The following is a 24482-nucleotide window of genomic DNA, read 5'->3' as shown; positions in this document are numbered from 1 at the left end:
TTCACGATTTTCTTGCTAGTCTTGTGAGCGCCAAAAAATAGAATGTATAAAAAACACACAGGACTCTCTATGGCAATTTCTATAAAAAATAAACTAGGCCTTACAAGTAAAATTCTGATCGGTATGGGAACAGGTATTGCTTTAGGCCTCATTCTCCGCAATGCCTTTCCAGAAAGTGATATAGTAAAAGATTATATTACTGAAGGTTTCTTGCATGTTATCGGTACTATCTTCATCTCCAGCTTAAAAATGTTAGTCGTTCCTTTAGTCTTTATTTCATTAGTTTGCGGAACTTGCTCACTGAGTGAACCTTCAAAATTAGGCCGCTTAGGGGGGAAAACCCTCGCCTTCTATTTATTCACAACCGCCATTGCCTTAGTGATTGCGATTGTCAGCGCAGTCCTTATACATCCTGGAAACGCCTCACTGGCGTCAGAAAAAATGGAGTACGTCGCAAAAGAAGCCCCAAGTCTTGCTGATGTGCTGATAAACATAGTGCCCACTAATCCGATGCAGGCATTGAGCGAAGGTAATATGCTGCAAATTATTATTTTTGCGGTGATTTTTGGCTTTGCTATTGCTCATATTGGTGAGCGCGGCAAACGTATTGCGGCGTTGTTTGAAGATTTAAATGAAGTCATCATGCGTGTCGTGACACTGATCATGCAACTCGCGCCCTATGGTGTATTTGCGCTGATGGCAAAACTTGCATTAACACTCGGTTTAGAGACCTTTGGTAGTGTGGTGAAATATTTCTTCGTGGTCTTAGGTGTATTACTGGTCCATGCGTTTATCGTTTATCCAATCCTTTTAAAACTTTTCTCAGGCCTCAACCCCTTAATATTCATTCGTAAAATGCGTGATGTGCAGTTGTTTGCTTTTTCAACCGCCAGTTCAAATGCCACTTTACCCATTACCATAGAAGCGTCTGAACATAGATTAGGTGTCGATAATAAAATCGCCGCTTTTACGCTACCGTTAGGCGCTACCATTAACATGGATGGCACAGCAATCATGCAAGGTGTTGCCACTGTGTTTATTGCGCAGGTTTTTGGCATTGAGCTCTCACTAACCGATTATGCCGTTGTCGTTGTGACTGCCACGTTAGCATCAATTGGTACCGCGGGCGTTCCAGGTGTCGGACTTATCATGCTGGCCATGGTGTTAAATCAAGTTGGCTTGCCAGTGGAAGGGATTGCCCTGATTATCGGTGTCGATCGCTTACTCGACATGGTACGTACTGCTGTAAACGTCACTGGTGATTGCGTAGCAACTGTAATTATTGCTAAATCAGAGGGCGAATTTAACGAGCAAGTGTTTAACAACACTCAAGCGGGTAAGGTTGCTAGAAGTTTTGATGAACAAGTTCATCATTTAGATAAATCAAACTAAACCTCAGGAAGACCAAAATGACGCCCAGCTTAAGTGTTGGGCGTTTTTGTTTGAACGCAATACAGTTAACATGTCTATTGTTAGCAAAATGTGAACATGCCAATAGTACGGAAGTTTGTTTTTAGATACATTATGTTTACTATTTTAATACGTTTAATGGGAGGGGTATAAATGTGGTGGAGAAGTCTTTGGATCCTGATTGCATGCTGGTTATTGAGTGCCCACTTCGTACGTTACGAACAAATTAACTTTGCTATTCCTTTTGCACTTGCGCCTTTGGTCTTATTTTTTAACTCAGTTTACTTACTTCGTTTATTACAAATTTTATTATTTATAAGTGTCTTTGCCGTATGGGGCGTCACAACCATTGAAGCGGTACATCTGCGATTAGCGCAAGAAATGCCTTGGTTGAGATTGTCTTTTATCATGATGGCGGTGATGTTATTTACCTTAGGCGCGATTATGTGTGGCAACGGCATTTTGCGGATCAGAAAACAAAAATCGCCTTGGGGAAATTCCCCGATACGTTAACACTTTAACGGCAAAACCGTCTTATTCAACAATTAATTAGTACTTATTTTGACCACAAGTTCAACTCGGTCAGCAAAGGTTAAGTTCAACTAAGATATGCTGATCCTCTATTTGGTTATCAGTGTGATTTTGCGTAGACTAGTTTGCTAAAGCTTTAGCTCATACACTTTAAGGCATTATATTATGAGAATTTTGGTTGTTGAAGACGATCCTATTTTATCCCACCACTTAAAAGTGCAATTAAGCGATCTCGGCAATCAAGTTCAAGTGGCACTGACTGCCAAAGAAGGTTTTTATCAAGCCACTAATTATCCCATCGATGTCGCCATTGTCGATTTAGGGCTACCCGATCAAGATGGTATTAGCTTAATTCAACAACTCCGTGAAGCGGGTCTTAAAGCACCGATATTAATTCTCACGGCACGAGTTAATTGGCAGGATAAAGTTGAAGGCCTAAACGCCGGAGCCGATGACTATTTAGTGAAACCCTTTCAAAAAGAAGAGCTTGTCGCAAGGCTTGATGCCTTAGTGCGCCGTAGCGCAGGTTTTGTTAAACCCGTGATTTGCAGTGGAGAATTGAAACTCGATCTCGCCGCCAAACAAGTCACTCTGGGTGACGAAGTCATGGAGGTCACTGCCTTTGAATATTTAATCCTCGAATATTTGATGCGCCATTGTCATGAGGTTGTCGCCAAGCAACGTTTACTCGATGTGATTTATGGTGATAAGGAAGGCGATCCCAATACGATTGAAGTCATGGTCAGCCGCCTGCGTAAAAAACTGACCCGCGATGGTATAGATAACCCCATAGTGACCATCCGCGGCCAAGGATATAAATTTAACCTGCCATGCAATTAAGATTAAAATTCAAGAAACGTCTGCTGACACGGATGTTTCTCACCTCGCTATCAATTATTACCTTAGTGGGTTTTGGTCTCGCATGGATGGTTAATATTCTGCATGCGCAAAATAGTTATAACGAAGAAACGGCCCAACTCATTGCCGAAATTCCCCAAGTCGCCGCCGAATTACGGGAGCACGATCTTATCCCCGATACCAGTGCTTGGCTGGAAGAAAATAATAAACAAGAGCGTTATGTGATAGCGAGCTGCGATGACAAATTTAAGCAGGTTTGGACCTCATCCCTCGCAGTAGATCGTGGCTTATTTGATACCTGTGAGCGTTTTAACGAAATCCGTAACGACTCCCCGCCCTACTACCTCACCATGGCTGACGACAGAGGATATTTCGTCTATTTGCTCGCGGTAGAAATTGCCAGTGTGCATTACAACCTCCTCGTCATGAAAGATGCCGCCAAACTGGAGCAGGAATACAGTAAATTCAGTAAACGTACTTATATTCGTTTAGCCATGGTATTGGCCTTAGCCTTAATTCTATTGGTCAGCGCCGCCTATTGGGGCATGCGTCCCTTGGTACGGATGCAAAATGAACTGCAATCAATTAACCAAGGTAAGAGTAAATCACTTTCTGAGGGCTATCCTGTTGAACTTGAAGGCGTAACGCAAGCACTCAACCAGATGTTGCAACAATCGAGTGCCCAACAACAGCGCTATCAAAATGCTATGAATGACTTGGCACACAGTCTTAAAACCCGCTTAGCCGCCGTGCATGCCATTACAGATGACGCCAGTTTGAGTAAACAATCGGCGAGCGAAAAGATCATGGAACAAGTCAGCCAGATGGATCAGCTGGTCAAATACCAATTAAAACGGGCTATGTTGGGTCGCCAAGGCCTGAAGCAAGAACAAACTGTTATTGCGCCCTTAGTCGATCAATTAGCACAAATGTTGTTTAAAATTTATCGAGAAAAACAAGTTCAGTTCTCGGCCAACATATCCCCCTCTTTGATGTTCCCCGGCAACAAGGGTGACTTAATGGAGCTGTGTGGCAACCTTATGGAAAATGCTTTCCGCCTGTGTATCAGCCAAGTGCATGTATCGGCTAAAATTAACTCACAAGGTGAGTTTGAACTCATTGTTGAAGATGATGGCCCAGGTGTTGAAGAAAGCTTAAGACAGAAGATTATCCAACGTGGCGTGCGAGCCGATACCCAGTCCCCAGGGCAAGGGATCGGATTAGCTGTCTGTGATGAAATCGTTCACAGCTACGGTGGCAGCTTAAAAATTGAAGAAAGTCGCTTAGAAGGGGCGCTCTTTAGGATCCGTATCCCAGTGTAAGAAACTGGGATACTATCAGGCAATCACCGCATATAGCTGTTCGGCTCGATTAAACATGATCCAAGAAGTGGCAATATATTTGTCACCACTCACAGGTTTATTTCCCCGATGTGAATGAGTAAATCCCGCAGGCGCTATCACCATAGTGCCTTTTTTGGGGGAGATTTTACGCTGTTGATAATAAAATTCGGTTTCGCCGCCCTCTTCCACATCATTTAAATAAAACATATAGAGCACGACGCGATGCAGAGCTTCATTGTGGCCATTCTGCGGGAATTGCTCCGAATGCCAATGGGGATAACCGCCTTTATTTTGCTGATACTTTTGAATATTAATACTGCCACTGCGATACAAATACTTCACTAAGCCATCGGCCCTAGGCGCACCCAGCGTCGCAAAATTAGTCGGAGTTAGCGTTACAGGTTGGCCCTGCTCATCACTCACTGACACTGACACCGCCCCCATTAATGCCATTGAATACTTTGTGAAATAATCTACCGCGCCCTTTAAGGTATAACCTAAGAGTTCGTTTCTGATGGGTTGCAGGTCGACGAAACTATCTAAGGTCAAATCGCGGCTGATCTTCTTCTCCAAATCGACGCCATTGCCCGTATGTCCATCAACAACGCCAGCATGTTGCTCAAATGCCAGAATGAGACGGTCACACAAGTCATTCGGCAACGCATTAGGGTATACTTCAATAAAGTCCATACTTCCTCAATGGAGTGGCTACTTTCTAGGCTTACTATGCTGACATGTTAGTTAAGTAATTGTAAAGCAGCATCATTGAGATAAAATAACCCACATTACGCTTCACGATAACAAGAATATGAAAAAAAGCTGTAAAGTTTCAGTCCATCAACTTCAAGTCGGCAACTTTGTGCGTTTGCCCGTGGCTTGGAAAGATCATCCCTTTTTATTCAGTAGCTTTCATATTAAACAAGCTGCGCAAATCGAGTTGATTAAAAATCTGGGCATCGAACATGTCATCGTCGATTTAGAACGCAGCGACGTCGCCCCGATACATGCTGATGCGGTCAACCCTATCAAATTGCCGCCAAGTGCTGAAATCAATGTGCTTAAAAACGACATGGATCAATACAAGGCTGAGCAAATCGAAGTACAAAAAAAATTACGCCGTGACATTAATAAAACTGAGCAAAATTTTACCCGCTCAGTAGCCATGATGCGCAGCCTCATCTCTAAGCTACGTAATCGCCCCTTAAATGCGGTCGATGACGCCAAAGATTTGGTGCACACAATAGTCGAACAGCTGCTCAACTCAGATAACTTAGTGCTGCATTTGATGAGTGATGCTAAGCAGGATGAAAGCATTTACTACCACTCCTTGAATGTTGCGATCCTCTCTATGCTGATCGCCAAAGAAATGGAATGGGATAGAAGTGAAATCGAAACGGTCGGTCTCAGTGCCCTGTTCCACGACGTGGGTAAATTAAAAATCCCACCACAAATTCTAAAAAAATCGACACCTTGGTCAGCACCTGAGCTTAATTTTATCAAACAGCATCCATTACTTGGGATTGAACTGCTCAAATTAGCCGATAATTTTCCCCAAGCAGCCTTACCTGCAATCACCAATCACCACGAGTTTCTCGATGGCAGTGGTTATCCCAAAGGCCTAAAGGAAGAGGCTCTCGATAAGGTATCGCAACTGATTGCGGTAGTGAACGAATATGACTCCTTGTGTTACCCAAGCCAACAGGGCAAAGCCAGAATGCCCTACGCCGCACTGGGGCATTTGTATAAGCAATACAAAACTAAGCTAAATCAAGAGTATATTGGCAAGATGATCAAGATGCTGGGCATTTATCCCCCCGGCAGTGTGGTGGAATTATCCAGCGGTCAATATGCCATGGTGATGTCGGTTAACTTAACTAAACTGCTATGTCCAAAAATATTGGTTTACGATGCCTTAGTTCCTAAAGACCAAGCGCCTATCGTTGATTTAGAGATTGAAGGGATCAGCATAGTGCGTTGCTTACCACCTGCGGCGCTTCCTGAAAAAGTCCACGAATATTTGAATCCACGCGAGCGAGTGAGTTACTACTTTGGCGGCGATAGTCGTAAGTAGTTGATTAAGAAACTGGTTTAACGATTATGTCTAACGAGCTTCACTCATTTAAGCAAAGTCATCGAGTCTCACTCATTGAATGAACGTAGTTAAATGGCAGTGATAACAATAAGGGGCGAATATTGCATTCGCCCCTTATTTTTAATTCGAGAAAACCAACACAGCTAGCGGCTGACTTATAACCAATGCTTACGTTTAAAGAAGAAGTAAGTACCTGCGGCACTGGCTAACATCATCACAATCGCCATAGGGTAACCGTATTGCCACTCAAGCTCAGGCATGCTGGCAAAGTTCATCCCATAACTACTGGCAATCAAGGTCGGTGGTAGAAACACCACAGCGGCAACCGAGAAGATTTTGATGATTTTGTTCTGCTGCAGACCACTGAAACCCATGGCCGCATCGAGCAGAAAGTTTAACTTATCGAAAATAAACTGACTGTGGGGCATCAGCGACTCGATATCCGACAACATTTCCCGCAAGTCCTTTAAATGTTCATCGGATAACTGGCCACGATAATAACGCTGCATATAACGCAGTGAACGCTGAGTATCGAGCAAACTTAATCGGATTTTACCATTAGAGTCTTCTTGCAGAGTGATGAGTTTAAATACATCGTCAAGTTCGTCGTTATCAAATACTTGCTCACCGACATTTTCAAGTACAGTGTAAACGTCTTCAATTAAGTCAGATAGATAATCCACTTTCAGATTGAATAATTCGAGAAACAATTCCTGCGGTGTCGATACTTCTAACCGTCCCAAACGCAAGTAGTTACGCAGTAAACGGATAAGACCTACGTCTTCTTCACGAATTGTCAGTAAAAAATTGCTACGAAGGTTGAAGGAAACGTTAACGCCGCGCACATCTTGGCCGACACGCTGTGGGAATAACGAATTAATATGCAAGCCGTCACTGTTTTGATAAAAACGTGCCGAGGCCTCAATTTCATTGATATCTTCTTCGTCAGGCACTTCTTCAACAGAAAAATGACTTAACCACTCTCGCTCCTCATCATCGGGTTTATACAGATCTAACCAAATGGTCGACGCGGGAATACTGTCCAGTATGCCGAGCTCTGTCACAGTAAGGTGACGATTATCATAGACATAAGCAGTAATCATTTGTCCTCCTGAAAAAAAACTTAAGTTAACGATTCCACTTAAGTGCAGGCTAAAAAATTGTCGCTAGTTTACCGCATAAGTTGGCAATGAAAAGGCGTGCAAGGTAATTTAGTAAAATAAATATGCCTTAATCGGTTTCGATAATTGCCAACCGTTCTTGGGTCGAAAAGCGAATATGGATGCCATCGATAGTGACCATTTTCGAGTCTGATATATCCCCTTTTCGCACACGATACTCGCCGTTATTGTCGGCATTCGGTGACACAATTCTCACAGTGACAATTCTATGCTGATCGCGCCAATACCAAACACTGTAACTCAGTAGGCTAAATCCAATCACCACAAACACACCCGTCAACAGGTATCGGCGCCACAGCGGTTCACTAAAACGCTTTGAACTGAGATTAACTGCCAGAGGTTCAATCTGACGCTTGCGTTTCACCAGTAAAAACCAAGCGCCAGCAATGACTAAGACTGTTAGTAAAATTTTAATGAGCATGGCTCTTTCCTCTGATAAACGTCCGCTTGTGCTCAATGGTCTCGATCAAGCCAGCAGCAATCTTGCATTGACCCTTCAATGCCACACAAGTTAGCGCATTATACGCAGACTTATGTGGATAAACTGTCTTTGGGATCAAGCTTAAAGTGCACAGTCAAATAAACAAGGCGAATGTACGAGCCATACACATAGACAAAGCAGAACGTTGAAACAGAGTACAACAGACTTATGACAGGACGAAAACACTGCGGGACCCATACTTAAAATTGATTGCTACAGACCACAACACTCAACATAAGTAAGTACCTGAAATTAAAAATCTTCAAATACCTTCGCCATCCGCTGAATTTGTGCCAAAGGAACGCCGTGGCGATTGCGTTTCGCGCATTCCTGCTGATGAGCCAGACTGCTTGGTTCACCCACAAGCACAATTCTAACTTGATAACCTAAGGCTTTTGCCGCCGCTTCATAGGCCATGTATTCCCAGTGGCACAGATTGGTATTATCACAAATCACCACAGGCTCGCTTGAAGAAAGTGCCTGAATAAACCCCGTCAAATTACATTGATGAAACTCAGGTAATTTCTTGGCATCGAAACGGTATTCATCTTCATGGTAGAAAAAACTATCAGTCGAAAATACGCCACGTTGCCGCACGCCAATGGCTTTTTCTAAAGGAAGGGAAAGAATGTAAGCTTCAACCCAATGTGACTTACCACTGCCCGGTAAGCCACGCATTATAATCGCAACTTTTTCGCTCATGTGTTCGACTCACTGCCAATCACTCGACCCGCTAAAATGGTATCAACCAACTGAGGCACTAACTCCCCCGCTTTTCCTGTGAGGTGATATTGAAACTGACTGTGTCTATCGGGTGCCATCATATTCACTTCTACTGTTTGAGCACCATGATGGTTAGCTGTATCCACAAAGCCAGCGGCAGGATACACAGTGCCAGAGGTGCCAATGGCAATAAACAAGTCGCAGTTATCGAGCGCATCGTGAATTCGATCCATCCCTAAGGGCATTTCACCAAACCACACCACATGGGGGCGTAATCGCTGAGCCGGAATACAACAAGTACAGCAATTATCGGCACCAAAGGGCTCACGTAAAATAAAGGTCTGACGTGAGCGCGGACAACGGCCTTTGGATAATTCACCGTGCATATGCAATAAGCGGCGCGAGCCCGCACGCTCATGCAGATCATCAATATTTTGTGTGATGATAAGTAATTGACCTTTAAAGTCCGCTTCCAACTTTGCCAAGGCCACATGCGCTGCATTGGGTTCAACCGTGCCACTGTGCAGTTGCAACCAACGACTATTGTAAAATCGCTCTACCAATTCAGCATCACGCTCATAACCTTCTGGTGTAGCAACGTCTTCAATATGATGCTCTTCCCACAGACCATCTTGATCGCGAAAGGTGCGTAAACCCGACTCAGCAGAGATCCCTGCGCCGGTTAACACCACAATTTGCTGGTACATGCCGATTCCTTATTATTTTATTTATTTGAATTATTCTCACTGACTTTGGCAGCCGTGAATATTATTCCTTGGTATAACCATACAAAAACTATGCTTGAATTGCCGCAAAATATTGTGATTTAACGCCTATTGACACAATTTATCTGCATATCGCCCTAGAAAGCCAGAACAAAGGTTTAAGTTTTCAACCTGAGCACCTATAATGGCAAACACTATCCACGGATGAACCTATTGGTTCTGCAATCAAGAGATTAGCAATGACAGATGGAAATCAAGCGCTAAAAAAAGCGGGTTTGAAAATTACCCTGCCACGAGTCAAGATCCTAGAACTGATGCAAGGACCTGAAAACCAACATATCAGTGCAGAAGATTTGTACAAGAAGCTGCTCGATATCGGTGAAGAAATTGGTCTAGCCACCGTCTACCGTGTGTTAAACCAATTTGATGATGCAGGTATTGTCAGTCGCCATCATTTTGAGAGCGGTAAAGCCGTTTTCGAACTATCGACTCAGCATCATCATGATCACTTAGTTTGCCTATCGTGTGGCAAAGTGATTGAGTTTTCAGATGAAGTCATCGAACGTCGTCAAGATGAAATTGCCATGAAACACAATATTAAGCTGACTAATCACAGCTTATATTTGTACGGCACTTGCACCAACGATACCTGTGAGCATAACGACGCCTAAGTCGGTCATTGTGTTTATAAAGAATTAAGCAAAAAACCAGCCTAAGGCTGGTTTTTTTATTGGATGATGTTTACGGGCAAACCGCTATAACACCTTGGCGTAGATATTCACTTTATGGCCCATAAACTCATTTTGCTCACGCCAATGCATGCCCACACGCTTAGCCACGCCTTCAGAACCGAGATTCCCTGCTAAGATAAGTGCAATCGTCTGATCAATGCCAAAACGTTTAAATTCGGCTAATGCAGCAAATGCGGCCTCAGTACCAATTCCTGTTCCCCAATACTCAGGGAAATAACGATAACCCAGTTCGACTTCACTGAATTCTGGAATAAATTTCGGACCACAAAAACCAATCACCCGCTTATCGGCTTTATGCTCTACCGCCCAACGACCAAAACCATGTTGCTGATAATCGACTTGGATCACTTTGTGAAACAACTCAACCGCCTGCTCGCGAGCTGTAAATGCCGCGGTGGGAATGTATTTCAGCATCGCAGAATTACTGTTCATCAAATAAAGCGCTTCACAATCTTGCTCAGTAAATGGTCGAATAATTAACCGTTCAGTTTGGGTTATCATCTTTGCTCCTTCAAAAATGGCACTTAAAAATCAACCAATGGTTCGCTTAAAGTGCACTGGCGTAACGTCAACGACACTACGCCAATACCTCAAGCTTAACGGTGGAAATCACCACTGCGTTCAGGCTGATACAGGATTTCTTCAATACGCACTTTTACCATAGAACCACCCGGACCTGGCCATTCAATTTCATCACCTTGAGAGAGCCCTAATAATGCGCTGCCCACTGGCGCCAAAATAGAAATCGTGCCCGCGCCGTTCACGTCTTTTGGATACACTAAACGTAAACAGAAAGTCTCATTACTGGATGAAACGCTAAACTTCACTTCTGAATTCATGGTCACCACATTCGCGGGCACCTGTGATGCAGGCACAATATCGGCTCTGTCTAATTCAGCCTCCAATGCCGCTTTGCCCGGAAACGCATTTGCCGGCAGTGACTCCAATAATCGCTCTAGTCTTTCTAAGTCAATTTCCGAAATAATGATTTTAGGTGTTTTCACAGTTTTTCCCTCGTAAAAAAATGTGATGTTTAAGCCGTTACTGTGGCTAACATCGACTCTGTTGCTTACCCTCCCCCAATGCGATAAGCCCCATAAAACAAATACGCTCGCAACGATAGACTGCAACCGTGTTAAATAAATTTGAGTTCAAGATTTTTTGCAGAACAGCACTGAAGCCATAAGCACTTAGCTCATGGTTAATGGCTCTACTCACATTATCCTCGCCAATGACACAGACGAGCGCGTAGTAGAGAAGCATCAATCTAACCCGTAGAAGCAAAAATATCTAGTCTTCATGGTGTTAGCTCAATCCCATTCCTATGATTTACTGCGCTTAGCGGCGTAAATTACCGCCAATAAAAAAGGCGCCTTAGGCGCCTTTTATATTCGAAAGGTTAGCTTACCAACCTGTACGAGTACGCAGCGCTTTGCCGATATCAGCAAGCGAGCGGACAGTTGTCACGCCCGCTGCTTCTAATGCAGCAAATTTGTCTTCTGCAGTACCTTTACCGCCAGCGATAATCGCGCCAGCATGGCCCATACGCTTACCAGCAGGTGCAGTTACACCCGCAATATAAGACACAACAGGCTTAGTCACGTGTGCTTTAATGAAAGCCGCCGCATCTTCCTCAGCGTTACCACCAATTTCACCGATCATAACGATCGCTTCAGTCTGTGGATCGTTTTGGAACATTTCCAGTACATCAATGAAGCTAGTACCTGGAATTGGGTCACCACCAATACCTACGCAAGTAGATTGGCCGAAACCTTCATCCGTTGTTTGCTTAACCGCTTCATAAGTCAGAGTACCTGAACGAGAAACGATGCCCACTTTGCCTTTTAAGTGGATGTGACCTGGCATAATGCCGATCTTACATTCACCTGGGGTAATAACACCTGGGCAGTTAGGGCCGATCATGCGAACGCCAGTTTCTTCAAGCTTCACTTTAACTTGCAGCATGTCCAGTGTAGGAATGCCTTCAGTGATACAAACGATAAGCTCGATGCCACCGTCGATAGCTTCAAGAATGGCATCTTTACAGAAAGGAGCCGGTACATAGATCACAGAAGCAGTTGCGCCAGTCGCAGCCACAGCGTCTTTCACAGTGTTGAACACTGGAAGACCTAAGTGAGTTTGACCACCTTTACCAGGAGACACACCGCCCACCATTTGCGTACCGTAATCGATAGCTTGTTGTGAGTGGAATGTACCTTGACCGCCAGTGAAACCTTGGCAAATTACCTTGGTATCTTTATTGATTAAGACAGACATTATTTGCCCTCCGCAGCTTTAACTACTTGCTCAGCCGCGTCAGTTAGACTGGTAGCTGCAATGATATCTAGACCTGATTTAGCTAATACTTCACGGCCAAGTTCAGCGTTAGTACCTTCTAAACGAACCACAACAGGTACTTTAACGCCCACTTCTTTAACAGCGCCGATAATACCTTCTGCGATCATGTCACAACGTACGATACCGCCGAAAATGTTAACCAGAACCGCTTTCACATTGCTGTCAGACAGAATGATTTTGAATGCTTCTGCTACACGTTCTTTCGTCGCGCCGCCGCCTACGTCTAGGAAGTTCGCTGGCTTGCCACCGTGCAAGTTAACGATATCCATAGTGCCCATCGCCAGACCTGCACCGTTCACCATACAGCCAACGTTACCGTCTAATGCAACGTAGTTCAGCTCGAACTTAGCAGCGTGAGCTTCGCGAGCATCATCCTGTGATGGATCGTGCATGCCTTTGATTTTTGGTTGACGGTAAAGTGCGTTACCGTCGATACCGATTTTACCGTCTAGGCAGTGTAGGTTGCCTTCAGTGGTAATAACCAGTGGGTTGATTTCAAGCAATGCGAAATCATGATCAACGAACATAGTCGCCAGACCCATGAAAATCTTAGTGAACTGCTTCATTTGAGTTGGGTTTAAACCTAACTTGAAGCCAAGATCACGTGCTTGATAACCTTGTGGTCCAGTCAAAGGATCTATGATTGCAGTATGGATGAGTTCTGGCGTTTCTTCTGCCACTTTCTCAATTTCAACGCCACCTTCAGTCGACGCCATGAACACAACGCGACGAGTCGCGCGGTCAACAACGGCACCTAAGTACAGTTCGTTAGCGATGTCGGTGCAGCTTTCTACTAAAATTTTAGCAACTGGCTGGCCTTTCTCATCAGTTTGATAAGTCACCAGATTTTTGCCTAACCAGTGTTCGGCAAAGGCTCTGATTTCTTCTTTATCGCCAGTAACTTTAACGCCACCTGCTTTACCGCGGCCGCCTGCGTGTACTTGACACTTAACAACCCATAAATTTCCGCCAATATGGCCTGCCGCTTCTACAGCTTCTTGGGCTGTATCACATGCAAAACCTTCTGACACTGGTAAACCATATTCGGCAAATAAGGATTTTGCCTGATACTCATGCAAATTCATGATGATCTATCCGTATACTTCTAATCAAATCCAACTGGCCCGTTTGGGCCAGTCACGAGGGTATGTCTGGCTATTTCTTTAAGCGCAATCTCTTATCGAGTTGTGTTACAGATCAAGCAGCAGACGAGTTGGGTCTTCTAGGAAGTCTTTAATCGCAACCAAGAAACCAACAGACTCACGGCCATCAACAATACGATGGTCATATGAGAGTGCTAGGTACATCATGGGCAGGATTTCAACCTGACCATTGACTGCCATTGGGCGATCTTTAATGGCATGCATGCCTAAAATCGCACTTTGTGGCAGGTTAAGGATCGGTGTAGACATCAGTGAACCGAAAACACCACCGTTAGTCACAGTGAAGTTACCGCCAGTCATGTCAGCCACAGTCAGCTTACCGTCACGGCCTTTAAGGGCTAAGTCACGAACTGCTTTTTCGATTTCAGCTAAGTTCATGGTATCTGTGTCACGTAACACTGGTGTTACCAGACCACGTGGTGTTGATACTGCAATGCTGATGTCGAAGTAGTTGTGATAGACGATATCATCGCCATCAATAGACGCGTTGACTTCTGGGAAACGTTTCAGCGCTTCAGTCACGGCTTTGATGTAGAAAGACATAAAGCCTAAACGGATACCGTGGCGCTTTTCAAAGATATCTTGGTATTGCTTACGGATATCCATGATGGGCTTCATGTTCACTTCGTTAAACGTCGTGAGCATAGCGGTAGAGTTTTTCGCTTCTAACAAGCGGTTTGCGATTGTCTTACGCAGACGTGTCATTGGCACGCGCTTCTCGCTACGGCCAGCCGCTAACGGAGCTACAGCAGGTGCTGCTGGCGCCGCAGCTTTAGGGGTAGACTTAACGAAGGCTTCAACGTCTTCTTTAGTAATACGACCACCCACACCAGTGCCTTTTACTTTGTTGGCATCAACATTGTGCTCAGCCAGTAAACGGCGTACAGATGGGCTTAACGCATCACTGCTTTCATCGCTGGTTTCAGCTGCTGGCGTTGCCGCTTCAGCTTGCGCTTTAGTGACTTCTTTGCCCGATACAGCACCGGCGATGAATTTAGCGATCACTTGTTCACCCAGAACAGTGGCGCCTTCTTCAAACAAAAACTCGCCAATATGGCCATCTTCTGGCGCAACCACTTCAAGAACCACTTTATCGGTTTCAATATCAACCAGGTTTTGATCACGAGAAACTTGCTCGCCCACTTTCACATGCCAAGTGGCAATCGTGGCATCGGCAACAGATTCTGGTAGTACGGGTACCTTGATTTCGATACTCATGAAAAACTATCCTTTTATAAAATGTCTATTACTACAGTGTGATTGTAAGTTTCAGGGCACTGTTCACTAAAGATTCTTGCTGATGTGTGTGCAACTCAGGGTAACCACACGCTGGTGCAGCTGACGCTTCACGACCAGCATAAGTTAACTGTGCACCTGCAGGAACCGCGGCCCAGAAATGGTGTTGACTAGAGTACCAAGCACCTTGGTTCTGTGGCTCTTCCTGACACCAAACAAAATCTTTCACATGTTGGTAATCAGCCAAAGCAACGATCATTTCATCATGTGGGAACGGATATAACTGTTCGACACGGATTAACGCTACGTTAGTGATATTTTCTTTACGACGTTTTTCCAGCAGTTCGAAGTAAACCTTACCACTGCAGAAGACAACTCGGTCAACCTTGCTTGCTTCCAACGTATCGATTTCACCGATCACATTTTGGAAACTGCCATTGGCTAATTCTTCCAAGCTTGAAACCGCTAATGGATGACGTAGTAATGACTTAGGCGACATGACGATAAGTGGACGACGCATAGGACGCACCACTTGGCGGCGCAACATATGGTAGACCTGTGCAGGTGTTGAAGGCACACACACTTGCATATTGTGGTTAGCACACATCTGCAAGAAACGCTCTAAACGGGCGCTTGAATGCTCAGGGCCTTGACCTTCATAGCCATGGGGTAACAGCATAGTCAGACCACATAAACGGCCCCACTTCTGCTCACCCGATGACAAGAACTGATCGATTACCACTTGGGCACAGTTAGCAAAGTCACCAAACTGCGCTTCCCAAATAGTCAATCCGCCGGGTTCTGCTGTGGCATAACCATACTCAAACGCCAGTACTGAGGCTTCAGATAATACTGAGTCAGTAATATCAATTGGGCCTTGTTCATCAGCAATATTGCGCAGTGGCATGTAAGTCGTGCCATCGTTTTGATTGTGCAATACAGCATGACGATGGAAGAAAGTACCGCGGCCAGAATCCTGACCCGTAATACGTACACGTTTGTTGTCTTCCAGAATTGAGGCATAAGCCAGCGTTTCTGCAAAACCCCAATCGAGTGGCTTCTCGCCTTTTGCCATCGCTAAACGGTCGCTATAAATCTTAGCAACCCGTGATTGCAATGGATGACTTTCAGGTACATAGCTCAGTTTGTCAGCCAGACTTTGTAAACGCTCAGCCGACATAGAGGCTTGATACGCTTCGTCCCACTCACGACCGATATACGGAGTCCAGTCAACAGAATGCAGCGTCATTGGGCGCCATTCTTTAACTACACAATCACCTTGATCTAATGCATCACGGTAATTATTGATAAGACCAGTCACATCATCAGCAGCGATCACGTTTTCAGCGATTAGCTTGTCTGCATAAATCTTACGTGGCGTTGGGTGTTTCTTGATCTTGGCATACATCAGCGGCTGAGTTGCACTTGGCTCATCGGCTTCGTTATGGCCATGACGGCGATAACACACCAATTCAACCACCACATCACGTTTGAACTCGTTACGATAATCAACGGCTAACTGCGACACAAAAGCAACGGCTTCGGGATCATCAGAGTTAACGTGGAAAATCGGTGCCTGAACCATCTTAGCGATGTCAGTACAGTATTCAGTCGAACGAGTGTCCGCATGGTTAGACGTCGTGAAACCCACTTGGTTGTTCACTACGATGCGAATACTGCCGCCGACTTTAAAGCCACGGGTTTGAGACATGTTGAATGTCTCTTGTACTATCCCTTGACCCGCAATTGCAGAGTCACCGTGAATAGTAATAGGCATGACTTGTAAGCCATCCTTACAACCGCGACGGTCTTGACGGGCACGTACAGAACCAATGACCACAGGGTTAACGATTTCAAGGTGCGATGGGTTGAAGGCCAGTGCTAAATGCACATTGCCGCCCGGCGTTTCAAAATCAGAGGAGAAACCTTGGTGGTACTTAACATCACCAGAACCGTGGGTATCAGCATGCTTACCCGCGAACTCGTCAAACAGTTCAGCTGGACGCTTACCTAATACGTTCACCAACACGTTCAGACGACCACGGTGAGCCATACCGACGACGATTTCTTTAGTACCGGCTTCACCTGCACGATAAATAATTTCGCGCATCATAGGCACTAACGCATCACCGCCTTCTAACGAGAAACGTTTCGCACCAGGGAATTTAGCACCTAAGTATTTTTCAATACCTTCTGCGGCGTTAAGGCCTTCAAGAATGCGTGTCTTAACACTTTTATCGTAGTTAGCTTTACCTAAGGAAGGTTCGAGACGTTGTTGGATCCAGCGTTTCTCATCGGTATCGGTAATGTGCATATATTCAGCACCGATAGAACCACAGTAGGTGGCTTTCAGCGCTTTTACCAAATCCGCGAGCTTCATGGTTTCGCCACCATGAGCAAAAGAACCTGTATTAAACTCACGTTCCATGTCTTCTTTAGTCAAGCCGTGGAAAGCAGGATCTAAATCAGCTACGGGTTCACGTTTCCACAGTTCGAGGGGATCAAGATTAGCACCTTGGTGACCACGGAAACGATGGGCGTTAATTAATTGCAGGACTTTAACTTGCTTAGCATCCATTTCAGGATCCGTCACACGAGCTGAGCTCTTATGGCGACCTTCTAACGCTAAACTGCGAAAATAATCACGTACTTTTGAGTGAGCAGCTTCAGGCGCATCAACAGAGGCACCGTTCACAGGAGGGAGATTATCAAATACCGCACGCCAATCATCAGCGACTGACTGTGGGTCTTCTTGATAGGCTTCATACATCTCTTCTACGTAGGTCGAATTTGCACCACTTAAGTGAGATGATTCGAGCCAGGCTTTCATGATGCCTTGGTGCATTTCTATTCCTTTCAAACTTTATACACGTGCTTAGCCATAGTATTAAATATGCAGTCTGTAGAGATTACCTTCGACGCATAATTTCTGCCGCCCCTAGATGTCCAGATATACGGCGCGTTGTCTTCCATTACATACGCAAAAGAGTCACCTTCTGCTACCAGAAAGTGACTCTTCAAGAGCTATATTATTATTGGTTTCAGCTCGGGTTCTCGCATTACACTGCTCGCTTCAACAGCATGGACTTAATATGACCAATTGCTTTAGTCGGATTAAGACCTTTTGGACAAACGTCAACGCAGTTCATGATGCCATGGCAACGGAACACGCTATAGGCGTCGTCCAGCTCAGATAAACGTTCTTCTGTAGCTGTATCGCGACTGTCGATCAAGAAACGATATGCATGAAGCAGACCGCTTGGACCGATAAACTTATCAGGATTCCACCAGAATGATGGGCAAGCCGTAGAACAACAGGCACACATGATACATTCGTACAAACCATCTAAATGAGCACGCTCTTCAGGGGATTGTAAGTGTTCACGAGCAGGTTGTTTCTCATCATTGATGAGGTAAGGCTTGATCTTCTCATACTGCTTATAGAACTGAGTTAAATCAACAACTAAGTCACGAACAACTGGCATACCTGGTAATGGACGTATTTCTAATTTCTTACCTTTAAAGGTTGAAATTGGGGTAATACACGCCAGACCATTCTTACCATTCATGTTCACGCCGTCTGAACCACACACGCCTTCACGGCATGAACGACGGAATGACAAAGTCGGATCTTGCTCTTTCAACTTGATCAGTGCATCGAGCACCATCATGTCAGAGCCTTCTGCCACTTCTAAGCTGTAATCCTGCATATACGGTTTAGTATCTACGTCAGGATTGTAGCGATAAACTGCAAATGTCAATTTCATCTTTGCAACTCCTAGTAGGTACGTTTCTTCGGCGGGAATGCTTCACGTAACTTAGGTGCCATGTTCACTGCACGACGATCCATCGTTTCAGTGATTGGGTCAAATAAGCTGTGGCATAACCAGTTCTCATCATCACGCTCTAAATAATCTTCACGTGAGTGAGCACCGCGACTTTCGGTACGGAAGTTAGCCGCATAAGCCGTGGCGATTGCCGTTGCCATCAAGTTATCTAACTCTAAACATTCAATACGTTGAGTATTGAATTCACGAGAGTTATCAGACAATTTAGCATTTGCAAGACGTTCACGAATCACTTTCAACTGCTCTAACCCTTCAGCCATAGCATCGCCACGACGGAATACAGAGAAGTTTAATTGCATACACAGTTGCAAATCCTTACGGATTTGCGCTGGATCTTCGCCATCTTTGTTGCTTTCCCAACGATTCAGACGCGCCAGAGAGGCAGCAATATCCGCATCGCTAGCGTCTTTTGGATCGTCAGTCTCATCCAAAGCTTTACCTAAATGCTGACCCGCTGCGCGGCCAAAGACCACTAAATCAAGCAGTGAGTTACCACCTAAACGGTTTGCACCATGTACAGATACACAGGCAATCTCACCCACAGCGAACAGACCAATAACATCTTGTTCAGTGCCGTCTTCATTCTTACGAATAACTTGACCACTGACCTTAGTTGGTAGACCGCCCATCATATAGTGACAGGTTGGTAGTACTGGAATTGGACCATCGGCTGGATCGATATGGGCAAAAGTACGAGACAATTCACACACGCCTGGTAAACGTGCTTCTAATGTTTCTTTACCTAAGTGATCAAGCTTGAGCAAACAGTGTGGGCCTAATGGACCGTCTAAACCACGACCTTCGCGGATTTCAGTCATCATAGAACGTGCTACCACGTCGCGTGATGCCAAATCTTTCGCGTTAGGGGCATAACGCTCCATGAAACGCTCGCCGTCTTTGTTCAGCAGATAACCGCCTTCACCACGACAACCTTCAGTCACAAGTACACCCGCGCCGGCGATGCCAGTTGGGTGGAATTGCCACATTTCCATGTCTTGCATTTGCACGCCAGCACGCATTGCCATACCAACGCCGTCACCGGTGTTGATATGCGCGTTAGTCGTCGAAGCGTAAATGCGCCCTGCACCACCGGTCGCAAGAATCGTTGCTTTAGCTTTGAAATAAACGATATCGCCCGTTTCAATTTCAATCGCAGTACAACCCACAACGGCGCCATCATCGTTTTTAACGAGATCTAATGCATACCATTCTGAGAAGACTTGCGTCTTATGCTTAACGTTTTGTTGGTATAAACAGTGAAGCAAAGCATGACCAGTACGGTCGGCAGCTGCCGCAGTACGCGCAGCCTGCTCGCCACCAAAGTTCTTAGATTGACCACCAAATGGACGTTGGTAAATCGTACCATTTTCGAAACGAGAGAAAGGCAAACCCATTTGCTCAAGTTCAATCACGGCTTCAGGACCGGTTTTACACATGAACTCGATCGCTTCTTGGTCACCGATAAAATCGGAACCTTTCACGGTATCGTACATGTGTTGTTCCCAATGATCTTCATGGGCGTTACCTAACGCTACAGTGATACCACCCTGCGCAGATACGGTATGAGAACGGGTTGGGAATACTTTTGATAAAAGCGCACAGCTTTTACCTTCTTTGGAAATCTGCAGCGCTGCACGCATACCAGCGCCACCGGCACCGATCACTACAGCATCAAATTCGCGTACTGGAATACTCACTTAGACACCCCACACAATAACAATGCCGGCCGCTAAATAACAAAATACGGTAACGACAAAGGTGAACTGTAAAACACCACGTAACGACGTGCACTTAACGTAATCTGTCAGCACTTGCCATACACCAATCCAAGCATGTACTAATAAGGCTACCAGCGTCAGAAGTGTAAACACTTTCATTGGCAGAGCACTAAATAGGCCATGCCAGACGTCATAGGTGAGAGGGGAACTACATGCAATAAAGCCAACCAAGAAAATGGTGTAACAGGCGAGGATCACTGCACTAGCGCGTAGTAGAATATAGTCATGAACACCACTGCGTCCAAAACTTGCTGCATTGGTTACCATACCCAGATCCCCGCTATGATTGAAAAGGCTACCGTTAAGGCAAATACAGCTTTCGCTGATGCGGCACCCGATGACAATTCTTCCCAACGACCGGTATCCATTACTAAGTGGCGCAGGCCACCAAACAAGTGATACACCAGTGCAGTCATAATGCCCCACAGGATAAACTTCATCACGAAGTTATCGAATAGAGACTGTACGCCAGCGAAACTTTCAGCTGATGCTAAAGATGAATTTAGCAACCAAATGAGAATGCCAACTGCGAACAGCATGATGACACCGGAAACACGGTGAAGAATTGACACAATCGCTGTTGCAGGAAAGCGAATGGTCTGCAGATCTAAATGGACAGGTCTTTGCTTTTTCACGTTCTGCTCACTCAGCTCCATTGAGCATTTTTTTTGTTATGTGAACCGCTTTTGTACAAACTTTAAACAGGAGGTTGATCACTGCAAAAGTAAACACAAAAGCAAAGTTTAAACAAACAGTTAACTATCTGAGCACGCACTCATTTAACATGTAAACAAAGGGTGCTTTATAATCGTTGTTTGCGGCCCTTATTGGGCGAGGCAAGTATACTCGCGGCAAATGTCAAATACAAACATCACAGAATGCAAATTATGTTTTTTTGACTATTTTTTACTGTAAGTGCCAGTTACAAATAGAAAAGTAAAGGCTTTTATACCATGGTCTAACAAATTTAAACGCTTATTTAAATTGAAATGTGATCTAGAATGGCTGTAAAGTAATGGCGGTTTGACATGCCGCACTCACAGATAAGAACTAAGTAAGGAGAACGGGGTATGGCTGATTTAAAAGCCAAATTAGAATTACCAGGGAACGACTCGATAGAATTGCCAGTAAAGCAGGGAACCGCTGGTTTTGACGTAATCGATATCAGTAAACTTGGCAGCAAAGGTTACTTTACTTTTGATCCAGGTTTTCTTGCGACTGCCTCCTGTGAATCTGCAATTACCTATATTGATGGTGATCTGGGTATATTGTTACACCGTGGCTATCCAATCGATCAACTTGCCGTTGACTCCGATTACCTAGACCTGTGTTATTTGCTGCTTTACGGTGAACTGCCGACCAAAGCGCAATATACTGAGTTTGTACATACAGTTAAAACCCACACTATGGTTCACGAGCAGCTAGCCTTCTTCTTTAGAGGTTTCCGTCGTGATGCTCATCCTATGGCCATGTTATGTGGTGTGACGGGTGCATTATCTGCATTTTACCAAGACTCTCTGGATGTTAACGATCCACGTCACCGCGAAATCGCCGCTTATCGCTTAGTCTCAAAAATGCCTACGATAGCAGCCATGTGCTACAAGTATTCTTCAGGCCAGCCATTCGTGTACCCACGTAATGACTTAAGCTATGCGGGCAACTTCTTAAGCATGATGTTTGCTGTACCGTGCGAAGAATACGTCGTGAACCCTATTGTTGAACGTGCAATGGACAGGATCTTCATTTTACATGCAGATCATGAACAAAACGCATCGACTTCAACAGTACGTTTAGCCGGTTCTTCAGGTGCAAACCCATTTGCGTGTATCGCAGCGGGTATCGCATCTCTTTGGGGCCCTGCACACGGCGGCGCTAACGAAGCCTGTTTGCAAATGTTAGAAGAAATCGGTTCAGTAGACCGTATTCCTGAATTCATTGAACGCGCTAAAGATAAAAATGATCCTTTCCGTCTGATGGGCTTTGGACACCGTGTTTACAAAAACTTTGACCCACGAGCCAAAGTGATGCGTGAAACCTGTCATGAAGTGCTGAAAGAACTGAAAGTACAAGATCCACTCTTGGATGTGGCAATGGAGCTTGAGCGCATTGCACTTGAAGACGAATACTTCATTTCTAAAAAGCTGTATCCAAACGTCGACTTCTACTCTGGCATCATTATGAAAGCCATTGGTATTCCAACCAGTATGTTCACTGTGCTGTTCGCACTGGCACGTACTGTAGGCTGGATTGCTCACTGGAAAGAAATGTTAGATCAACCAGGCCACAAAATCAGCCGTCCACGTCAGTTATATACTGGTGAAACTGCGCGTGATTTCGTCGCACAAGACAAACGCTAAGTCCCACGACTTACGCATTAAAAAGCGCCTAAGGGCGCTTTTTTCATTTCAAATAATCCTCTTTTAAACTTATACCAATCACATTAAATATCTAATCAGTTCAGAGCCTCACAGGCATTTCAATCCAAGGCGCATTGACGCAGAAATGGTTATTCCCTTTTAAGTCAATGCAACACCGGAGTGGGATGTCTGTGAGGCTCCCGAAGGGCGGCTGATGTTCACTACATGGCAAAGCGCTTTATACTGCGTTCAAGGCTTTCAACAGAGCACCACTATGCCTTCAAGCCTTCGCCTTGTCTAAAGCGCGTTGAACTCCCGCTGAATGAACAGATATTTAATACGATTGGTATTACTTCTCCTGACAAAATACATTGTTGCAATTGCGCACTTGTGTAATCTTAATTAACCGCGTTTAGTTATTCTCATCACTTTTTAAACCTTTTAGCTACATTTAGTAAGAATCACAAATTACACTTAGCCAAAAATACGACTAATAGACTGAAATTAAACAAATTTAAACATTGGCATGGTTTCTGCTGACAACTGACATCACAATAAAGACAACAGGTAACATTCTTATGGAAAAGTCAAAAATTGCTCAATTCACCCTGCCACTGCTAATGATTTCGATGCTAGCAGCCTGTGGTGAGGAAGAAGTGGTCAAAAAAGAAGAAAAATATGCCATTCCCGTCGAAACCACTACAGTGATGCAAGGAAACGTTTCATCTTTTTACAGTACAACTGCCACCTTAGAAGCGCCACAGGAAGCCAATGTAGTGAGCCGTATATCAGGGCTCATTGAATCTCTCGCTGTTGAAGAAGGTGACCGCGTTCAAAAGGGACAAGTGCTGGCTGTTATTGATGCCAAGAGGCAGCAATATGATTTAGACCGCTCAGAAGCCGAAGTCAAAATCATCGAGCAAGAATTAAATCGTCTGAAGAAAATGAGCAACAGAGAATTTATCAGCGCGGATTCAATGGCCAAACTTGAATATAACTTGCAAGCCGCTATCGCTAAAAAAGATCTCGCCGAACTGCAAGTAAAAGAAAGCCGCGTACTGTCCCCTATTAGCGGCGTCGTAGCTAAACGTTATGTGAAAGCTGGCAATATGGCGAAGGAATTTGGCGACTTGTTCTACATCGTCAATCAAGATGAACTCCACGGTATTGTTCATCTCCCAGAGCAACAGCTTGCCAGCTTAAAACTCGGCCAAGAAGCACAAGTGTTTAGTAATCAACATAGCAAGAATGCTATCCATGCCAAAGTGTTGCGCATAAGCCCGATTGTGGACCCACAAAGTGGCACCTTTAAGGTGACACTTGCTGTGCCGAATCAAGAGGCGCGCCTTAAAGCTGGCATGTTTACCCGGGTTGAGCTCAAATACGATACCCACGAGAACGTGATTACTGTTCCCTACAGCGCCTTGATTAACCAAGACAACAAACAAGCGCTTTATGTTATTGATGGTACCAATGCGAACCGTCGTGAAGTCGAAATTGGCTACCGTGAAGGTGATTCGGTAGAAGTGATTACAGGTATTAACCCCGGTGAGCAAGTCGTTACCCGTGGCCAGCAAAACTTGAAAGACCAATCCTTAGTCGAAGTGATCACCCCACTCGATCTTGCTTCCGCTAAGAACTGATAG

General features: G+C 44.8%; 23 protein-coding genes. 8 read left to right on the top strand and 15 right to left on the bottom strand.

Annotated elements, in window-relative coordinates; translation table 11 throughout:
- Positions 1–69: 69 nt before the first annotated feature.
- From L5M28_RS07740 to L5M28_RS07725, 4 genes are all read left to right on the top strand, one after another.
- Complete coding sequence (locus tag L5M28_RS07740) at positions 70–1392, top strand: dicarboxylate/amino acid:cation symporter (protein WP_219252122.1); 1323 nt, start codon at positions 70–72, stop codon at positions 1390–1392.
- 171 nt (positions 1393–1563) lie between these two features.
- A complete protein-coding gene (locus tag L5M28_RS07735; protein WP_028759715.1) occupies positions 1564–1923 on the top strand; it encodes a hypothetical protein in 360 nt (119 codons plus the stop codon).
- Between the two features lie 183 nt (positions 1924–2106).
- Positions 2107–2781: a response regulator gene (locus L5M28_RS07730; RefSeq protein ID WP_028759714.1), complete on the top strand. Its 675-nt coding sequence runs from the start codon at positions 2107–2109 to the stop codon at positions 2779–2781.
- Positions 2772–4121 (top strand): sensor histidine kinase, encoded by a 1350-nt coding sequence (locus L5M28_RS07725; RefSeq protein WP_028759713.1) that lies wholly within the window; start codon positions 2772–2774, stop codon positions 4119–4121. Before L5M28_RS07730 ends, L5M28_RS07725 begins: the two co-directional genes overlap by 10 nt.
- Positions 4122–4136: 15 nt before the next feature.
- On the opposite strand, the gene L5M28_RS07720 is transcribed toward L5M28_RS07725, so the two are convergent.
- Entirely contained in the window at positions 4137–4832 is a 696-nt protein-coding gene (locus tag L5M28_RS07720; protein WP_168825391.1) for a 2OG-Fe(II) oxygenase, read from the bottom strand.
- A gap of 118 nt (positions 4833–4950) precedes the next feature.
- Here L5M28_RS07720 and L5M28_RS07715 point away from each other — a divergent pair, with 118 nt between their 5' ends.
- Entirely contained in the window at positions 4951–6213 is a 1263-nt protein-coding gene (locus L5M28_RS07715; protein WP_028759711.1) for an HD-GYP domain-containing protein, read from the top strand.
- 176 nt (positions 6214–6389) lie between these two features.
- Here L5M28_RS07715 and corA read toward each other — a convergent pair whose 3' ends face one another.
- From corA to cobB, 4 genes are all read right to left on the bottom strand, one after another.
- A complete protein-coding gene (gene corA, locus L5M28_RS07710) occupies positions 6390–7337 on the bottom strand; it encodes a magnesium/cobalt transporter CorA (protein WP_105252689.1) in 948 nt (315 codons plus the stop codon).
- Positions 7338–7464: 127 nt separating this feature from the next.
- Positions 7465–7836, bottom strand: a complete 372-nt coding sequence (locus tag L5M28_RS07705) for a hypothetical protein (protein ID WP_168825387.1) — start codon at positions 7834–7836, stop codon at positions 7465–7467.
- 312 nt (positions 7837–8148) lie between these two features.
- Positions 8149–8598, bottom strand: coding sequence for an ATP-binding protein (locus L5M28_RS07700; RefSeq protein WP_263195970.1), 450 nt, complete (start codon positions 8596–8598; stop codon positions 8149–8151).
- Positions 8595–9326, bottom strand: coding sequence for a Sir2 family NAD+-dependent deacetylase (cobB, locus tag L5M28_RS07695; RefSeq protein WP_028759707.1), 732 nt, complete (start codon positions 9324–9326; stop codon positions 8595–8597). The genes L5M28_RS07700 and cobB overlap by 4 nt, the downstream gene beginning before the upstream one ends.
- Positions 9327–9583: 257 nt before the next feature.
- On the opposite strand from cobB, the gene fur reads away from it, so the two are divergent.
- Positions 9584–10015 (top strand): ferric iron uptake transcriptional regulator, encoded by a 432-nt coding sequence (gene fur / locus L5M28_RS07690; protein ID WP_028759706.1) that lies wholly within the window; start codon positions 9584–9586, stop codon positions 10013–10015.
- A gap of 84 nt (positions 10016–10099) precedes the next feature.
- Here the strand turns inward: fur and L5M28_RS07685 are convergent, their stop codons facing one another.
- The 10 genes from L5M28_RS07685 to sdhC all read right to left on the bottom strand — a co-directional run bounded on the left by L5M28_RS07685 (position 10100) and on the right by sdhC (position 21135).
- The gene (locus L5M28_RS07685) at positions 10100–10597 is read right to left on the bottom strand and encodes a GNAT family N-acetyltransferase (protein ID WP_263195969.1); all 498 of its coding nucleotides are present in this window, start codon (positions 10595–10597) and stop codon (positions 10100–10102) included.
- A 95-nt stretch (positions 10598–10692) separates the two neighbouring features.
- A complete protein-coding gene (rnk, locus tag L5M28_RS07680; RefSeq protein ID WP_028759704.1) occupies positions 10693–11100 on the bottom strand; it encodes a nucleoside diphosphate kinase regulator in 408 nt (135 codons plus the stop codon).
- 400 nt (positions 11101–11500) lie between these two features.
- A complete protein-coding gene (gene sucD / locus L5M28_RS07675; protein WP_263195968.1) occupies positions 11501–12373 on the bottom strand; it encodes a succinate--CoA ligase subunit alpha in 873 nt (290 codons plus the stop codon).
- Positions 12373–13539, bottom strand: coding sequence for an ADP-forming succinate--CoA ligase subunit beta (sucC, locus tag L5M28_RS07670; RefSeq protein WP_006081976.1), 1167 nt, complete (start codon positions 13537–13539; stop codon positions 12373–12375). Before sucC ends, sucD begins: the two co-directional genes overlap by 1 nt.
- A 105-nt stretch (positions 13540–13644) precedes the next feature.
- Positions 13645–14835, bottom strand: coding sequence for a 2-oxoglutarate dehydrogenase complex dihydrolipoyllysine-residue succinyltransferase (gene odhB, locus L5M28_RS07665; protein WP_263195967.1), 1191 nt, complete (start codon positions 14833–14835; stop codon positions 13645–13647).
- A 31-nt stretch (positions 14836–14866) separates the two neighbouring features.
- Positions 14867–17698 carry a 2-oxoglutarate dehydrogenase E1 component gene (gene sucA, locus L5M28_RS07660; RefSeq protein ID WP_263171970.1) on the bottom strand — a complete coding sequence of 944 codons (2832 nt, stop codon included), beginning with the start codon at positions 17696–17698 and terminating at the stop codon, positions 14867–14869.
- 214 nt (positions 17699–17912) lie between these two features.
- On the bottom strand, positions 17913–18620 hold the full coding sequence (locus L5M28_RS07655; RefSeq protein ID WP_028759701.1) for a succinate dehydrogenase iron-sulfur subunit: 708 nt from the start codon (positions 18618–18620) through the stop codon (positions 17913–17915).
- 11 nt (positions 18621–18631) lie between these two features.
- Complete coding sequence (gene sdhA, locus L5M28_RS07650; protein ID WP_105252695.1) at positions 18632–20398, bottom strand: succinate dehydrogenase flavoprotein subunit; 1767 nt, start codon at positions 20396–20398, stop codon at positions 18632–18634.
- Positions 20399–20746, bottom strand: a complete 348-nt coding sequence (gene sdhD, locus L5M28_RS07645) for a succinate dehydrogenase, hydrophobic membrane anchor protein (RefSeq protein WP_028759700.1) — start codon at positions 20744–20746, stop codon at positions 20399–20401. It lies immediately after the preceding gene.
- Positions 20740–21135 (bottom strand): succinate dehydrogenase, cytochrome b556 subunit, encoded by a 396-nt coding sequence (sdhC, locus tag L5M28_RS07640; protein ID WP_263191605.1) that lies wholly within the window; start codon positions 21133–21135, stop codon positions 20740–20742. The genes sdhD and sdhC overlap by 7 nt, the downstream gene beginning before the upstream one ends.
- A gap of 414 nt (positions 21136–21549) precedes the next feature.
- Between sdhC and L5M28_RS07635 the strand changes: the two genes are divergently transcribed.
- Both L5M28_RS07635 and L5M28_RS07630 read left to right on the top strand, forming a co-directional pair.
- Entirely contained in the window at positions 21550–22836 is a 1287-nt protein-coding gene (locus L5M28_RS07635; RefSeq protein ID WP_105252697.1) for a citrate synthase, read from the top strand.
- Between the two features lie 578 nt (positions 22837–23414).
- Entirely contained in the window at positions 23415–24479 is a 1065-nt protein-coding gene (locus tag L5M28_RS07630; RefSeq protein WP_105252698.1) for an efflux RND transporter periplasmic adaptor subunit, read from the top strand.
- Positions 24480–24482: the final 3 nt, after the last annotated feature.

This window comes from Shewanella sp. SW32 (genome assembly GCF_025653365.1).
Lineage (GTDB): Bacteria > Pseudomonadota > Gammaproteobacteria > Enterobacterales > Shewanellaceae > Shewanella > Shewanella oncorhynchi.
Note: the sequence above shows the minus strand (reverse complement) of the source record. Positions and strands in the feature narration are given on the sequence as shown.

Coding starts and splice junctions, on each gene's coding strand:
- L5M28_RS07705 (WP_168825387.1), bottom strand. CDS start 7,836: ATGCTCATTAAAATTTTACTAACAGTCTTAGTCATTGCTGGCGCTTGG.
- corA (WP_105252689.1), bottom strand. CDS start 7,337: ATGATTACTGCTTATGTCTATGATAATCGTCACCTTACTGTGACAGAG.
- fur (WP_028759706.1), top strand. CDS start 9,584: ATGACAGATGGAAATCAAGCGCTAAAAAAAGCGGGTTTGAAAATTACC.
- L5M28_RS07635 (WP_105252697.1), top strand. CDS start 21,550: ATGGCTGATTTAAAAGCCAAATTAGAATTACCAGGGAACGACTCGATA.
- sdhD (WP_028759700.1), bottom strand. CDS start 20,746: ATGGTAACCAATGCAGCAAGTTTTGGACGCAGTGGTGTTCATGACTAT.
- sucC (WP_006081976.1), bottom strand. CDS start 13,539: ATGAATTTGCATGAGTATCAGGCAAAATCCTTATTTGCCGAATATGGT.
- L5M28_RS07655 (WP_028759701.1), bottom strand. CDS start 18,620: ATGAAATTGACATTTGCAGTTTATCGCTACAATCCTGACGTAGATACT.
- sucA (WP_263171970.1), bottom strand. CDS start 17,698: ATGCACCAAGGCATCATGAAAGCCTGGCTCGAATCATCTCACTTAAGT.
- cobB (WP_028759707.1), bottom strand. CDS start 9,326: ATGTACCAGCAAATTGTGGTGTTAACCGGCGCAGGGATCTCTGCTGAG.
- L5M28_RS07685 (WP_263195969.1), bottom strand. CDS start 10,597: ATGATAACCCAAACTGAACGGTTAATTATTCGACCATTTACTGAGCAA.
- L5M28_RS07700 (WP_263195970.1), bottom strand. CDS start 8,598: ATGAGCGAAAAAGTTGCGATTATAATGCGTGGCTTACCGGGCAGTGGT.
- L5M28_RS07730 (WP_028759714.1), top strand. CDS start 2,107: ATGAGAATTTTGGTTGTTGAAGACGATCCTATTTTATCCCACCACTTA.
- L5M28_RS07725 (WP_028759713.1), top strand. CDS start 2,772: ATGCAATTAAGATTAAAATTCAAGAAACGTCTGCTGACACGGATGTTT.
- L5M28_RS07630 (WP_105252698.1), top strand. CDS start 23,415: ATGGAAAAGTCAAAAATTGCTCAATTCACCCTGCCACTGCTAATGATT.
- L5M28_RS07715 (WP_028759711.1), top strand. CDS start 4,951: ATGAAAAAAAGCTGTAAAGTTTCAGTCCATCAACTTCAAGTCGGCAAC.
- sdhC (WP_263191605.1), bottom strand. CDS start 21,135: ATGGAGCTGAGTGAGCAGAACGTGAAAAAGCAAAGACCTGTCCATTTA.
- odhB (WP_263195967.1), bottom strand. CDS start 14,835: ATGAGTATCGAAATCAAGGTACCCGTACTACCAGAATCTGTTGCCGAT.
- L5M28_RS07735 (WP_028759715.1), top strand. CDS start 1,564: ATGTGGTGGAGAAGTCTTTGGATCCTGATTGCATGCTGGTTATTGAGT.
- sucD (WP_263195968.1), bottom strand. CDS start 12,373: ATGTCTGTCTTAATCAATAAAGATACCAAGGTAATTTGCCAAGGTTTC.
- L5M28_RS07740 (WP_219252122.1), top strand. CDS start 70: ATGGCAATTTCTATAAAAAATAAACTAGGCCTTACAAGTAAAATTCTG.
- L5M28_RS07720 (WP_168825391.1), bottom strand. CDS start 4,832: ATGGACTTTATTGAAGTATACCCTAATGCGTTGCCGAATGACTTGTGT.